The organism is Modestobacter excelsi, from assembly GCF_005930495.1.
GTDB lineage: Bacteria > Actinomycetota > Actinomycetes > Mycobacteriales > Geodermatophilaceae > Modestobacter > Modestobacter excelsi.
The window spans coordinates 17242-30643 of record NZ_SJEX01000065.1 but is presented as its reverse complement, the minus strand read 5'-3'; the positions used below and the strand labels follow the sequence as shown (position 1 = coordinate 30643).

12 protein-coding genes are annotated in these 13402 nt (G+C 74.2%); 7 read left to right on the top strand and 5 right to left on the bottom strand.

Translation table 11 applies throughout. From position 1 onward, the window contains the following. Positions 1-168: 168 nt before the first annotated feature. Both FHL80_RS18610 and FHL80_RS18605 read left to right on the top strand, forming a co-directional pair. Positions 169-1404: an ATP-binding protein gene (locus FHL80_RS18610; RefSeq protein WP_138734855.1), complete on the top strand. Its 1236-nt coding sequence runs from the start codon at positions 169-171 to the stop codon at positions 1402-1404. Continuing rightward, positions 1401-2060, top strand: coding sequence for a response regulator (locus FHL80_RS18605; protein ID WP_216870863.1), 660 nt, complete (start codon positions 1401-1403; stop codon positions 2058-2060). The genes FHL80_RS18610 and FHL80_RS18605 overlap by 4 nt, the downstream gene beginning before the upstream one ends. A 123-nt stretch (positions 2061-2183) precedes the next feature. Here FHL80_RS18605 and FHL80_RS18600 read toward each other — a convergent pair whose 3' ends face one another. The 3 genes from FHL80_RS18600 to FHL80_RS18590 all read right to left on the bottom strand — a co-directional run bounded on the left by FHL80_RS18600 (position 2184) and on the right by FHL80_RS18590 (position 4197). Further along, positions 2184-2918 carry a PIG-L deacetylase family protein gene (locus FHL80_RS18600; RefSeq protein WP_138734859.1) on the bottom strand — a complete coding sequence of 245 codons (735 nt, stop codon included), beginning with the start codon at positions 2916-2918 and terminating at the stop codon, positions 2184-2186. Further along, positions 2918-3841 (bottom strand): RNA polymerase sigma-70 factor, encoded by a 924-nt coding sequence (locus tag FHL80_RS18595; RefSeq protein WP_138734854.1) that lies wholly within the window; start codon positions 3839-3841, stop codon positions 2918-2920. The genes FHL80_RS18600 and FHL80_RS18595 overlap by 1 nt, the downstream gene beginning before the upstream one ends. A 77-nt stretch (positions 3842-3918) precedes the next feature. Then, complete coding sequence (locus FHL80_RS18590) at positions 3919-4197, bottom strand: chorismate mutase (protein ID WP_138734853.1); 279 nt, start codon at positions 4195-4197, stop codon at positions 3919-3921. A gap of 257 nt (positions 4198-4454) precedes the next feature. On the opposite strand from FHL80_RS18590, the gene pcrA reads away from it, so the two are divergent. Continuing rightward, a complete protein-coding gene (pcrA, locus tag FHL80_RS18585) occupies positions 4455-6746 on the top strand; it encodes a DNA helicase PcrA (RefSeq protein ID WP_138734852.1) in 2292 nt (763 codons plus the stop codon). A 103-nt stretch (positions 6747-6849) separates the two neighbouring features. Here pcrA and FHL80_RS18580 read toward each other — a convergent pair whose 3' ends face one another. Then, positions 6850-7824, bottom strand: a complete 975-nt coding sequence (locus tag FHL80_RS18580; RefSeq protein WP_138734851.1) for a M23 family metallopeptidase — start codon at positions 7822-7824, stop codon at positions 6850-6852. Positions 7825-8086: 262 nt separating this feature from the next. Then, positions 8087-8998 carry an esterase/lipase family protein gene (locus FHL80_RS18575; RefSeq protein ID WP_138734850.1) on the bottom strand — a complete coding sequence of 304 codons (912 nt, stop codon included), beginning with the start codon at positions 8996-8998 and terminating at the stop codon, positions 8087-8089. 158 nt (positions 8999-9156) lie between these two features. Here FHL80_RS18575 and FHL80_RS18570 point away from each other — a divergent pair, with 158 nt between their 5' ends. The 4 genes from FHL80_RS18570 to FHL80_RS18555 all read left to right on the top strand — a co-directional run bounded on the left by FHL80_RS18570 (position 9157) and on the right by FHL80_RS18555 (position 13395). Continuing rightward, positions 9157-10245 carry a hypothetical protein gene (locus tag FHL80_RS18570; RefSeq protein WP_246078785.1) on the top strand — a complete coding sequence of 363 codons (1089 nt, stop codon included), beginning with the start codon at positions 9157-9159 and terminating at the stop codon, positions 10243-10245. A 131-nt stretch (positions 10246-10376) separates the two neighbouring features. Next, entirely contained in the window at positions 10377-11540 is a 1164-nt protein-coding gene (sucC, locus tag FHL80_RS18565; RefSeq protein ID WP_138734849.1) for an ADP-forming succinate--CoA ligase subunit beta, read from the top strand. A gap of 85 nt (positions 11541-11625) precedes the next feature. After that, the gene (gene sucD / locus FHL80_RS18560) at positions 11626-12504 is read left to right on the top strand and encodes a succinate--CoA ligase subunit alpha (protein WP_138734848.1); all 879 of its coding nucleotides are present in this window, start codon (positions 11626-11628) and stop codon (positions 12502-12504) included. A gap of 213 nt (positions 12505-12717) precedes the next feature. Beyond that, entirely contained in the window at positions 12718-13395 is a 678-nt protein-coding gene (locus FHL80_RS18555; protein WP_138734847.1) for a hypothetical protein, read from the top strand. Positions 13396-13402 lie beyond the last annotated feature (7 nt).

Genomic DNA, 13402 nt, shown 5'->3' with positions numbered 1-13402 from the left:
GCGGGAGGGAGGGCGGCGGTGGTCGTCGAGGTCATGACCCGACCCTGCGCCGTCCGGGCGCCCGGCGGTATCCGGGAACGCCCCGGTCGGACCCCCATCCGTCCCGGCGTCCGCACTCGGGGTGATCACCGGTGTGCCACGGGCGGGCACGGTGACACCATCGACGTCGTGACCACCAGCACCGCTCCGCCGGCCGGGCCCGCGGAGCGGCTCCCCGACGGCCGCGCTCCGCGGCCTCCGTTGGTCCGCCCGCGCAGCGGCCGGCTGCTGGCCGGCGTCGCCTCGGGGACGGCGGCCCACCTGCGGCTGGACGCGATGGCGGTCCGGGTCGTGTTCGTGGCCCTGGCGCTCACCGGCATCGGCGTGGTCGCCTACGCGCTGCTCTGGTTGACCATGCCGGTCGCCGCGGCCGACGGCGGAGCCGCCGAGGCGGGGATCGTCGGGCAGCGCCCCAGCCGGCGGCAGCTGCTCGGGCTCGCGGTGCTCGCCTTCGTCGCGGTGGGGCTGGTGTCCCGGCTGGCCAGCTTCGGCGGCAGCGAGATCGTCCTGCCGCTCGTGCTCGCCGGCATGGGCATGGCGGTGATCTGGCGCCAGCTGGACGCCGACCCCAAGGAGTCGCTGACCCGTGGCACGGCCCGCTGGGGGCTCGTCGGCGGGGTGGTGCTGGGCGTCGCCGGCGTCACCCTGCTGCTGGCGACCACCGGACAGCTCGCCAACGCCCGCAACGGCTTCACCGCCACCGTGGTCATCCTGGTCGGCATCACGCTGGCGACCGCGCCGCTGTGGCGGCGGCTGCTGGACTCCCGCAACGCCGAGCGGGCCGCGCTGATCCGCTCCGAGGAGCGCGCGGCGGTCGCCGCCCACCTGCACGACTCGGTGCTGCAGACGCTCGCGCTCATCCAGCGGCACGCCGAGGACCCGACCGTCGTCGGCCGGCTGGCGCGCAGCCAGGAACGGGAGCTGCGGGCCTGGCTCTACGAGCCGACCGTCGCCACCGGCGGCACCTGGGCCGGCCTGGTCGCCCGGCTGGTCGCCGAGGTGGAGGCCGACCACGCCGTCACGGTCGACCCGGTCGTGGTCGGGGACCTGCCGGTCGACGACGCCGTGGCCACCCTCGGCCAGGCAGCGAAAGAGGCCGTCGTCAACGCCGCCAAGCACTCGGGTGCGGCCAGCGTCTCGCTGTACAGCGAGGTCACGGCCGGTTCGGTCACCGTCTTCGTGCGCGACCGGGGCACCGGGTTCGACCCGACCGCCGTCCCGACCGACCGGCGGGGGCTGCGCGACTCGGTGGTCGGCCGGCTGACCCGGCTGGGCGGCACCGCGAACGTGCGTTCGGCACCAGGAGAGGGGACCGAGGTGGAGCTCTGCCTCCCGCGCGGCGAGCACGTGGAGGCCTCGGCGTGAGCCGCACCCGGGTGTTCCTCGTCGACGACCACGCCATGGTCCGGGCCGGGGTGCGCGCGGAGCTCGGCGACGACGTGGACGTGGTCGGCGAGGCCGCCGACGTCGCCACCGCCGTCACCGGCATCCGGGAGACGGCGCCCGACGTCGTCCTGCTCGACGTCCACCTGCCCGGCGGCGGCGGTCACGCCGTCCTCCAGTCCCTGCGCGCCGAGCTGCCGGGCACCCGGTGGCTGGCGCTGTCGGTCTCCGACGCCGCCGAGGACGTCATCGCCGTCATCCGGGCCGGTGCCCGCGGGTACGTGACCAAGACGATCTCCGGCGCCGACCTCCGGGATGCCGTCCGCCGGGTCGCCGAGGGCGACGTCGTGTTCAGCCCACGGCTGGCCGGCTTCGTGCTGGACGCCTTCGCCGCCACCGGGCCCGCCCCCGCGCCGGCCGCCGACCCGGCGACCGACCCCGGGCTGGACCTGCTGTCGGCCCGCGAGCGCGAGGTCATGCAGCTGCTCGCGCGCGGCTACACCTACCGGGAGATCGGCGGCCGGCTGTTCATCTCGGTGAAGACGGTGGAGTCCCACGCCTCCAACGTGCTGCGCAAGCTGCAGCTGTCCAACCGCAACGAGCTCACCCGCTGGGCCGCCACCAACCGGTTGTTGTAGTCGGCCCCTCTGATCGCGGTCCTGGCGGACCGCACCGCGGCCAGGTGCCGTCCCGATCAGCGTTGAGCCGTTTCGTCGCGCCTGCGCGGAGCCCTCCGGGCCCCACTCGGCACGACAGGACCACTACGCCGTGTGGACGACGTGGAACGCCTCGGCGAGCCGTCCGGCGGGGAGGCCGTGGGTGCGGGCGGTCTGCCGCATCCACGCGCCCACGAACTCCTGCAGCTGGCCCGGCGGCTGGTGGCTGACCTGGGTCACATGGCTCAGCAGCGCCGCCCACTTCTGCTCCACCACGTCGGTGACGTCGACGGCGTGGTCGGCGCGCGGGCTGGCGCCCAGCCAGACCTCGGGCACCGTCCACGCGTCCAGCCCCTCGTCAGCGAGCAGCTCGGGGAAGGCGAAGGGGTTGCGGGCGTCCGGGTAGACCGCCCGCAGCGTCGACTCGCCCACGGTCATGTGGTCGGGGTGGCTCGCGCCGATCCGCTCCCACACCCGCTCCGGTGAGCTGGTCAGCACCCGCTGCGGGCGGACCTGGCGGATCACCCGGCTGATGTCCCGGCGCAGGTCCAGGGTCAGCTCGACCCGGCCGTCGGGGTAGCCGAGGAACCGCACGTCGGTGACGCCGACCGCCGCCGCCGCGGCCCGCTGCTCGTCCCGCCGGAGCGGGCCCATCCGGTCCCGGGGGGTGTCGTCGAAGCCGCCGGCGTCCCCGTCGGTGACGATGCAGTAGGTGACGTCGGTGCCCGCCGCGGTCCAGGTGGCGACGGTGCCGGCGCTGCCGAAGTCGACGTCGTCGGGATGGGCGAGCACGCACAGCGCGCGCTCGACGTGGGCGGCCGGTCCGGAGGGCTGTGGCATCACCCGGCGGAGCCTACGGAACCCCGCAGACCGGCCAGCTTCTCCGGGTTGAGCACGACGAGAGCCTGCTCGACGAGACCGTCGGCCACCACCAGCGAGACGGCGATCGCCGGGCCCGTCTCGGTGTCCACCACGACGCCGGGCGCCCCGTTGACGTCGACGAGCCGCATCGTCAGCCCGGGCTGCGAGAGCCCCTCGGCCGACACGGCGACCAGGAAGCGGGCGGCCTTGTCCGCGCCGACGATCGGCCGGAGCGCCGCCTTGGCCACCCCGCCGCCGTCGGTGAGCAGGACGACGCCGGGGGACAGCACGGCCAGCAGGGCGTCGACGTCCCCGCCCACGCAGGCGGCCAGGAACCGCTCGGTCACCTCCCGCTGCGCCGACCGGTCGGCGTCGAAGCGCGGCCGGCGGGCCTGCACGTGCTCCCGCGCCCGGTGCCCCAGCTGCCGGACGGCGGCCTCGGACCGGTCGAGGACCCCGGCGACCTCGGCCCAGCTCATCCCGAAGACCTCGCGCAGCACGAAGACCGCGCGCTCGGCGGGGGAGAGCGTCTCCAGCACCACGAGCACGGCGAGCGACACCTGCTCGCCCAGTTCCGCGGCCTCCTCGGGACCGGGTGCGTCGTCGGTCAGCAGGGGCTCGGGCAGCCACGGCCCGACGTAGGTCTCCCGCCGGGTGCGCGCCGACCCCAGCCGGTCCAGCGCCAGCCGGGAGGCGACCCGGACCAAGTAGGCCCGGGGGTCGGTGACGTCGGTGCGGTCGTCCGCCGACCAGCGCAGCCAGGCGTCCTGGACGACGTCCTCGGCGTCGGCGACGCTGCCGAGCATCTGGTAGGCGACGCTGAACAGCAGCCGCCGGTGCTGGTCGAAGGCCGCGAGCCCGTCGGTCGGCGTGCCGGACGGGTCCAGCGGGAGGCGTGCCATGGCGGGCTCCTCGTCTCGAGGTCGACCGGGTGGGGACACCGTGCAGACGACGCAGCCCCGCCGGACGTGACAGCGGCCTACAGACGACCGCGGCCCTGGCGGAGCAGCATCATGCCCAGCGCGGCGCCGTCCGGGCCGAGCGCGGCGCGGAACCGGGAGAGCACCCGCTGCTCGCGGGACAACGACAGCCGCATCCCGCCGGCGGCGGTGCGCAGCGCGCCGATCTCCTGGGAGATGGCGACCCGTCGCTGCACCAGCTCGATGATCTGGGCGTCGCAGGCGTCGATCTCACCGCGCAGGACGTCGATCGGGTCGGTGCCGTCTGCAGCGGGACTGGGGGAGAGGCTGGTGTCCATGGGTCCTCCGAGCGGATGGAGGCCCTCGACCCACGAGACGACAGACGCCCGGGGGCCGTGGGGCCCGGGGCGTCGTGTGGGAGTGGCTGCTCAGCCAGCTGTCACGGACACCGGGACCCGGTGGCCGTAAAAGAACTCGCGGCTGCGCAACACGCCGGCGAGTGTGTCACACCACGTCCGCCGACGGCCAGGGCGTCGTCCCCAGCCGACACGCGGGCCCCGGTCGTGTCGGTGCCGCGGCCTAGAGTGGCGGGGTCATGAGCAGCCTCCAGCACACCCTCCCCGGCACCGCCACGCTCCCCCGGCAGGCCTCCGGCCAGACCGGTCGGGAGCTGGACCGCATGCTCGCCGGGCTCAACGGCCCGCAGCGCGACGCCGTGGTCCACGAGGGCAGCCCGCTGCTCATCGTGGCCGGTGCCGGGTCGGGCAAGACCCGGGTGCTGACCCACCGCATCTCCTACCTGCTGGGCGCCCGCGGTGTGCAGCCCGGCGAGATCCTGGCGATCACCTTCACCAACAAGGCCGCCGGCGAGATGAAGGAGCGCGTCGCGGCCCTGGTCGGCCCGCGCGCCCGGGCGATGTGGGTGTCGACGTTCCACTCGATGTGCGTGCGGATCCTCCGCGCCGAGGCCGCCAAGCTCGGCATGAAGAGCTCGTTCACCATCTACGACCAGGGCGACTCCGTCCGGCTGATGACGATGGTCGCCCGCGACCTCGACCTCGACGCGAAGCGCTACCCGGGCCGCAGCCTGGCCAACCAGGTGTCGAACCTGAAGAACGAGCTGGTCGACGAGGAGTCCTACAGCCCGCTGACGGCGCCGGAGAAGGTGCTGAAGGAGGCCTACACGCTCTACCAGCGGCGGCTCCGCGAGGCGCACGCGATGGACTTCGACGACCTGATCATGACGACGGTCCACCTGCTGCAGGCGTTCCCCGACGTCGCCGAGCACTACCGCCGTCGGTTCCGGCACGTGCTGGTCGACGAGTACCAGGACACCAACCACGCCCAGTACGTGCTGGTCCGCGAGCTGGTGGGCGGGCACGACGGCCCGGTCCCGCCGGCCGAGCTCTGCGTGGTCGGCGACGCCGACCAGTCGATCTACGCCTTCCGCGGCGCGACCATCCGCAACATCGACGAGTTCGAGCGGGACTACCCCGAGGCGACCACCATCGTCCTGGAGCAGAACTACCGCTCCACCCAGCGCATCCTGCGCGCGGCCAACCAGGTCATCGCCCGGAACACCTCACGCCGCCCGAAGAACCTGTGGTCCGACGCCGGCGACGGCGAGCTGATCGAGGGCTACGTCGCCGACAACGAGCACGACGAGGCCGCCTGGGTCGCCGAGCAGATCGACGCGCTGACCGACGAGGGGCTGGCCCAGCCCAAGGACATCGCGATCTTCTACCGCACCAACAACGCCTCCCGGGTGTTCGAGGAGGTGTTCATCAGGGTCGGCATGCCCTACAAGGTGGTCGGCGGCGTGCGGTTCTACGAGCGCCGCGAGGTGCGTGACGCGCTGGCCTACCTGAAGGTGGTCGCCAACCCGGCCGACGTGGTGAGCCTGCGCCGGGTGCTGAACACCCCGAAGCGGGGCATCGGCGAGCGTGCCGAGTCGGCCGTCGAGCGCTTCGCCGACCGGGAGCGCATCCCCTTCGCCAGCGCCCTGCGCCGCGCCTCGGAGGTCGGGGAGCTCGCCACCCGGTCGCTCAAGGCCATACAGGAGTTCGTGGCCCTGCTGGAGGAGTTCGAGCAGCTGGTCGAGACCGGTTCCGGCCCCGCCGCGCTGCTGGAGAGCATCCTCGACCGCACCGGCTACCTGACCGAGCTGTCGGCGAGCACCGACCCGCAGGACGAGGGCCGCGTCGACAACCTCAACGAGCTGATCTCGGTCGCCGCCGAGTTCGAGGCCGGCACGCCCGGCGGCACGGTCACCGACTTCCTCGAGCAGGTCTCCCTCGTCGCCGACGCCGACCAGATCCCGGTCACCGGGGACGACGCCGGCGTGGTCACGCTGATGACCCTGCACACCGCCAAGGGGCTGGAGTTCCCGGTCGTCTTCCTGACCGCGCTGGAGGACGGCGTCTTCCCGCACCTGCGCGCGCTCGGTGACCCGCGCGAGCTGGAGGAGGAGCGCCGGCTGGCCTACGTCGGCATCACCCGCGCGCAGAAGCGGCTGTTCCTCTCCCGGGCCACCGTCCGCACCAGCTGGGGGCAGCCGGCCTACAACCCGCCGTCCCGCTTCCTCGACGAGCTGCCGGCCGACGCCGTGCACTGGGCGCGCACCGAGCCGGCGCACACCACGCCGATGAGCTCGGCCCAGGCGCGGGTCGCGGCCACCGGGTTGTCCACCGGCGGGCTGCGCGGCGGCGCCGGCAACCGTGCGGTGATCAGCGTGGACGTCGGCGACCGGGTGAGCCACGACGCGTTCGGGCTCGGCACCGTGGTCGAGGTCAACGGCATCGGGGACAAGGCCCAGGCGACCGTCGACTTCGGCTCCGGCGGCACCAAGCGGCTGGTGCTCCGCTACGCACCGCTGGTAAAGCTCTGAAGAAGGGCCCGCTGCCCCCACACCTCGTACGCTCGGTGCGGGTCCTGCAGCAGCGTCGGCCGGGTGCCGGCGGGTCCGGACGTCGCGGTCGGGGTCCGCTGCCTCAGTCGACGGACAGGCCGCGCTCGGCGAGCCAGTCCTGCGGGTCGGTCGGCTTGCCGTTCATGCCGCCGACGTGGATCTCGAAGTGCAGGTGCGGACCGGTCGACTGGCCCTGGCTGCCGACCTTGGCGATCTGGTCGCCGGCGGAGACGACGTCCCCGGCCTGCACGTCGTAGTACTTCATGTGGCCGTAGATCTCGACGTTGCCGTCGGCGTCCTGGATGTAGACGGCGTTGCCGTAGCCCGTCGCCGGGCCGGCCCGCAGGACGACACCGTCGGCGGCGGCGTAGATGGGGGTGCCGAGCGGGGCGGCCAGGTCGATGCCCCAGTGCATGGTGCCCCAGCGCTGGCAGAAGCAGGTGGTGAGGCGGCCGTCGGTCGGGACCACGAAGTCGGGCTCGCGTGCGGCGCGTGAGGCGGCGATCTCGCTGAGCCGGGCCTGGGCCTCGGCCTGGCTGATCTCACCGCGGGCACCGGCGGCGTCGTCGACGCCGCCGGAGAAGCTGGAGTCGGAGACGCCCAGGCCGTAGTCCTGGCCGGAGGTGATCGGGGCGCCGGCGTCCGAGCCAAAGCCGCCCAGCCCGCCCAGGACCCCGGTGAGCACGGCGCCGAGCACGGCGGCGGCCAGCAGCACCGGAGCACGTCGGCCCGGCGGGCGGCGCAGCGTCGCGGGCACGGTGACGGTCCGGCGCCGACGGCTGGGCCGTACGTCCTCGGCCGGCTCGTCGAGCGGGGCAGGCTCTGCCGCGTCGCCCTCGCTGGGCGCGTCGTCGGTGCTCGTCGGCAGGGCCTCGACGGCGGCGCCGCGTGCCTCGATGCCCGCGACGTCCCCGTCGGGCTCGTCGTCCTCGTCGGCCTGCGACGCCGCCCAGGCGGCGTCCCAGTCCCAGGCGCCGTCCGGCGCGACGAACTCCGCGCTGGCGGGACCGGCGTCGAGGACGGCGGCGAGGCCGTCCTCGGACCGCGTACGGCCCACGAGTTCACGGAGACGGGACAACAGGCACCTTCCCGGGGCAGCACCACGGGGGGAGCCGTGGGGTCTGACGTGCACCAGACGGTCCTGTGATCGGCAGGTGCGCAGCGCGGTGGGACCATCCCGCCGAAGGAATCTCATCGGTGTCGTTCCGACGCTGGTGACGGGTGGTGCCCGCTTCCATCATCTGACAGTCGGTGTTGCACCCGAGTGCAGAGCGTAGCGACACCCGCCCGAGAGTCGGGCGGGTCGACGTCGCGGCAGGTCAGGCCGCGGCGGCCGGCTCGTCGTCCGCGCCGGAGCGCAGCCCGGCGAGGGTCGCCGCGACCTCGTCGAGGACGCCGCGGTGGATGGGCAGCGACATGTGCCCGACCCCGCGGAACAGCACGTTGCGGGCCAACAGGTCCGGGTGCTCGCACCGGCCGGCCACCGAGGGGACGACCATCTGGTCGAGGTCGCTGTAGATCGAGGTGATCCTGGTGCGGCAGCCCGGGGCCGGCTCGGCCAGCTCACGGAGCAGCGGTGAACCGGGGCGCAGCTGGCGGACCAGGGACGTCGGGAGGCAGTGCGCCCACCGGGAACCCTCGTGCGGCGTCCCGAGGGTCACCAGGGTGTCGATCCGCTCGTCCCCGCCCAGCCGCTGCACCAGGTAGCGCGCCACCAGGCCGCCCAGGCTGTGGCCGACGACGTGCACCCGCTCGTGGCCGGTCTCCCGGCACACCCGCTCGATGTGCCGGCCGAGAGCCTCGGCGGCGCTCTCGACGTCGCGCTGCAGCGGGCTGTAGTTCCAGGTGCACACCGAGACGAACCCGCGGCGCCGCAGCGCCCGCCGCATCACGGTGAACACCGACCGGTTGTCGACCAGGCCGTGCACCAGCACGACCGGGACGTGCGCGGCCAGCGGGTCGTCGGCGAAGAGGGCGCGCACCCCGGGCGGCTGAGCGCCGGGCCGGAACCGGCTGTCGACCCGCAGCTGCTCGGTGCGGGCACCCAGCGGCCAGAGCAGTGCGTGCGCGCCCACCCAGGCCAGCTCGGTGAGGCCGCCGGTGAGGATGGCGGGGGAGACCAGCGAGCGCAGGCTCCGGGACGTGCCGGAGGGTGCCGCCGGGACGTCGCTGCCTGCCACCGCGGCCGGGGCGTGCCACGCTGGTGCGGAGGGCAGATCGGTGGCGTGCACGCCGGTCTCCCCCCACGTCCGTGTCGGCCAGCCGACCGCTCCGACAGAGCACCAGGTGTGCTCGCGTCCGGGACGTTAATGCCCCGGTGTGCAGGACGTCACACACCTGACACACAACACGCCCGAGGGCGACGACGACGACTCCGAGGAGGGGACCTGTGCCCGCCCGTGACCGGATCCCTGCCCGCTCCCGCGCGGGCGGTGGGCGAGCCGCTGCCTCCCCCCGGCGTGCGTCGGCGACGACCGGGGCCGGCCGCAGTGGTGCCGGCCCGGCTCGCCGGGCGGGTGCCCCGGACCCGGCGCCGGCCGGCCAGCTGGTCGTCGGACCGGTGCCGCCGCTGGCGCGGGCCGTCGGCGTCCTGCTCGCCCTGGCCGGCCTGGTGGGTGCCGTCGCCGTCTTCCCGACCTACCTCGTGGTGGGTGGCACGGCCGTCACGCCGGTGACCGGGCCGGTCGACGCAGTCGTCGCCCTGGTCGGGCCGGTCGCCGCGCTGGGGGTGGGTACCGGCCTGCTGCTCGGCCGGGTGCCGCGGCTCGGGCTGGCCTACGCCGCGGTCACCGGTGCGCTGGCCGTGGGCCGGTTGCTGATCGAGCTCTACCAGGGGCACGGGTCGACAGCCCGGCCGGCGGTCGAGGTGCTGGCCGGCGAGCGGGTGATCACCAGCTCCGTCGGCATCGGCGCCGGGTGGGTGCTGGGGGTCGTCGCGCTCGCGCTGACCGTCCTCGCCGGTGTCCTGGCCATGGTGGCGTGGGGCCGCACGGTCATGGACGACGGCGGGACGCTCGACCCGCTGCGCCCGGTGCTGGCCGGCTGCGCCGTCGTCCTCGGGGTGGCCGCCGTGCTCTGCCTGGCCCTGCCGGCCGCCGACGTCCCGGACCGGGTGGTCACCGACCCGACCACGGGGCTGGAGACGGTCGTCACCGCGGAGGGGGCGCAGGGCCTGCTGGAGCGCCCGGGGACGGCGCTCCTCGGCGGGCTGCTGCTGGCCGGGGCACTGCTGCTGTGCTCGGTGATCGCCCCGTCGCTGCGGCCCCGACTGGGTGCGGTGGGCGGTCTGCTCGGGGTCACCGTGTTCCTGCTGGCGGCCGCGCTGTCCGGATGGCGCGACGCGGTGCACGGCCCCGACGTCGACTGGACCCTGCCGGGTGCGGGCCTGCTGGTGCTGGGCGTCGGGGCGGCAGCGCTGACCGTGCTCGCCTGGCGCTGGGGGGCGGGGAGCGGGCCCGCCGGAGCGGCCGGGGCGTGACCCCGGGCGGGTCGTCGGGCGGCCGGGGACGGCGCCTGCGGACGCCGCTGGGCGGAAGAGACGTGTGATACGACCCACGCTCGCCGAGGCGGTGCGGCGACCCGGTGTCGGGAGAGCTACGGTGCCTGTTCGTGGATCTCTTCGAGTACCAGGCCCGTGACCTGTTGGCCGCGCACGGCGTTCCCGTGCTCCCCGGCGGCGTCGCCGAGACACCCGAGCAGGCCGAGGCGATCGCGCGCGAGATCGCCGCGCCCGTCGTCGTGAAGGCCCAGGTCAAGGTGGGTGGCCGCGGCAAGGCCGGCGGTGTCAAGCTCGCCGACGACCCTGAGAGCGCCAAGGCGCGCGCCCAGGACATCCTCGGCCTGGACATCAAGGGGCACATCACCCACCGCGTGATGGTCGCCCAGGCCAGCGACATCGCCGAGGAGTACTACTTCTCCTACCTGCTCGACCGGTCCAACCGCACCTTCCTGGCCATGGCCTCGAAGGAGGGCGGCATGGAGATCGAGCAGCTCGCCGTCGAGCGGCCCGAGGCGCTGGCCCGCATCCCCGTCGACGCCAGCGTCGGGGTGGACGAGCAGAAGGCCGCCGAGATCGTCGACGCCGCCGGCTTCCCCGCCGAGGTGCGCGACCAGGTGATCGCCATCGCCGTGCAGCTGTGGGACGTCTTCACCAAGGAGGACGCCACGCTGGTCGAGGTCAACCCGCTGGCCAAGGCGCCCGACGGCACCGTCCTCGCCCTCGACGCGAAGGTCACCCTCGACGAGAACGCCTCCTTCCGGCACGGCGACCACGACGCCCTCGAGGACTCCGCCTCGGCCGACCCGCTGGAGGCCGCGGCCAAGGAGAAGGACCTCAACTACGTCAAGCTGCAGGGCGAGGTCGGGATCATCGGCAACGGTGCCGGCCTGGTCATGAGCACGCTGGACGTCGTCGCCTACGCCGGTGAGGAGTTCGGCGGGGTCCGCCCGGCCAACTTCCTCGACATCGGTGGTGGCGCCTCGGCCGAGGTCATGGCCAACGGGCTGGGCATCATCCTGTCCGACCCGGCCGTGAAGAGCGTGTTCGTCAACGTCTTCGGTGGGATCACCGCGTGCGACGCCGTCGCCAACGGCATCGTGCACGCGCTCGGCATCCTCGGTGACGAGGCCACCAAGCCGCTGGTCGTGCGGCTGGACGGCAACAACGTGGAGGAGGGCCGGCGGATCCTCGCCGAGGCCGCCCACCCGCTGGTGACCGTGGTGGACACCATGGACGGCGCCGCCCGCCGCGCCGCCGAGCTCGCCGCCTCCTAACAGCCTCCGGCCTCGTCCAGAGGCTCGCCCCGAGCTCGCGAGGGGTGAGGGGACGAGGTCCTTCCACAGACAGGACTCATCAGAGATGTCGATCTTCCTCACCGAGAACAGCAAGGTCATCGTCCAGGGCATGACCGGCTCCGAGGGGCGCAAGCACACCCAGCGGATGCTCGCCTCGGGCACCGCCGTCGTGGGCGGCGTGAACCCCAGCAAGGCCGGCCAGGACGTGGACTTCGACGGCACCGCCGTGCCCGTCTTCGGCTCCGTCGCCGACGCCATGAAGGAGACCGGGGCCGACGTCAGCGTCGTCTTCGTGCCGCCGAAGTTCGCCAAGGACGCCGTCCTGGAGGCCGTGGACGCCCAGATCGGGATGGCCGTGGTCATCACCGAGGGCATCCCGGTGCACGACTCGACCTACTTCTGGGCGCACGCCCAGGGCGGCTCGACCCGGATCATCGGCCCGAACTGCCCCGGCCTGATCAGCCCCGGGCGCTCGAACGCCGGCATCATCCCGGCCAACATCACCCAGGCCGGCAAGATCGGGCTGGTCAGCAAGTCCGGCACGCTGACCTACCAGATGATGTACGAGCTGCGGGACATCGGTTTCTCCACGGCCGTGGGCATCGGCGGCGACCCGGTCATCGGGACGACGCACATCGACTGCCTCCAGGCCTTCCAGGAGGACCCGGAGACCGAGGCGATCGTGATGATCGGCGAGATCGGTGGCGACGCCGAGGAGCGGGCCGCGGACTTCATCAAGGCCAACGTGACCAAGCCGGTCGTCGGCTACGTCGCGGGCTTCACCGCGCCCGAGGGCAAGACGATGGGCCACGCCGGCGCCATCGTCTCCGGCTCGGCCGGGACCGCCGCCGCCAAGCAGGAGGCCCTCGAGGCCGCGGGCGTCAAGGTCGGCAAGACCCCGTCGGAGGCCGCCCGCCTCATGCGGGAGATCGTCGGCGCCTGACGCTCTCGCGAGCATCGCAGGGAGCGCCAGCGACCGAGGAGCGGAACGAGGGCGGAAGGCGCCCAGTTCTACTCGGCGCCTGAGGGAGGACCCCCGTTCCCCCCACCCTTCGCAAGCTCAGCGCGGGACCCTGAACGGGGGCCGAACTGCCCGGCATCCCCTTCGGGGTGCCGGGCAGCGGCGTCCCCGGCCGTCGCTGGGAGGATCCGCACCATGACGTCGAGCGGTCCGGAGCAGGAGCCGGGCGGTCCGCCGGGACGACGGGCCCGGGGTCCGGTGCTGGGCCGGCTCGCCCTCGCCGACCGAGCCGTGGTCGCCGGCACCCTGCTCTACCTGCTGTTCGCGCTCGTCCCCTGGTACCGCGTCGCCGCCTTCGACCTGGGGCAGGGCTACCGCTTTCCCGGCGCCTCGGTCAACGGCTTCGACTCGGGCCTGGTCGTCGTGGCCTTCGTGCTGTTGCTGCTGGCGACCGCCTGGGCGGTGCTCCCGGCCGTCGCCGACGTCCCGGTCCGGTTCCCCCGGTCACTGGTCACCGTCGGGCTGGCGACGGCGGCGTTACTGCTGACGCTCGTCGAGTGGCTGTCCGACCTCGACGTCGGGTTCAGCCCCATGGGTCTGCTGGCCCTCCTCGCCGCGGTCGGCGTGCTCACCGGCGCGGTGCTGCGGCTCCTGCCCGAGCTGCGGCGCTCCGCGTCGCCCGGTGCGTCCGCCACCGGGAGCCCGGCGCCCGACCCCACGGGTCCCCGGGCCGGTGCCGAGGCGGCACCCGACGCGGAGGTACCGCCGTCCGACGACCCGGAGCCGCGGGACGAGTCGCCCTACCGCGGGCCGCCGCCGACCCGGCCTCCCGCGGGCCCGCCCACCGGCGCCGCCGGGGACCCCGCCCGCTGACGGGCTG

Coding starts and splice junctions, on each gene's coding strand:
- pcrA (WP_138734852.1), top strand. CDS start 4,455: ATGAGCAGCCTCCAGCACACCCTCCCCGGCACCGCCACGCTCCCCCGG.
- sucD (WP_138734848.1), top strand. CDS start 11,626: ATGTCGATCTTCCTCACCGAGAACAGCAAGGTCATCGTCCAGGGCATG.
- FHL80_RS18590 (WP_138734853.1), bottom strand. CDS start 4,197: ATGGACACCAGCCTCTCCCCCAGTCCCGCTGCAGACGGCACCGACCCG.
- FHL80_RS18555 (WP_138734847.1), top strand. CDS start 12,718: ATGACGTCGAGCGGTCCGGAGCAGGAGCCGGGCGGTCCGCCGGGACGA.
- FHL80_RS18600 (WP_138734859.1), bottom strand. CDS start 2,918: ATGCCACAGCCCTCCGGACCGGCCGCCCACGTCGAGCGCGCGCTGTGC.
- FHL80_RS18595 (WP_138734854.1), bottom strand. CDS start 3,841: ATGGCACGCCTCCCGCTGGACCCGTCCGGCACGCCGACCGACGGGCTC.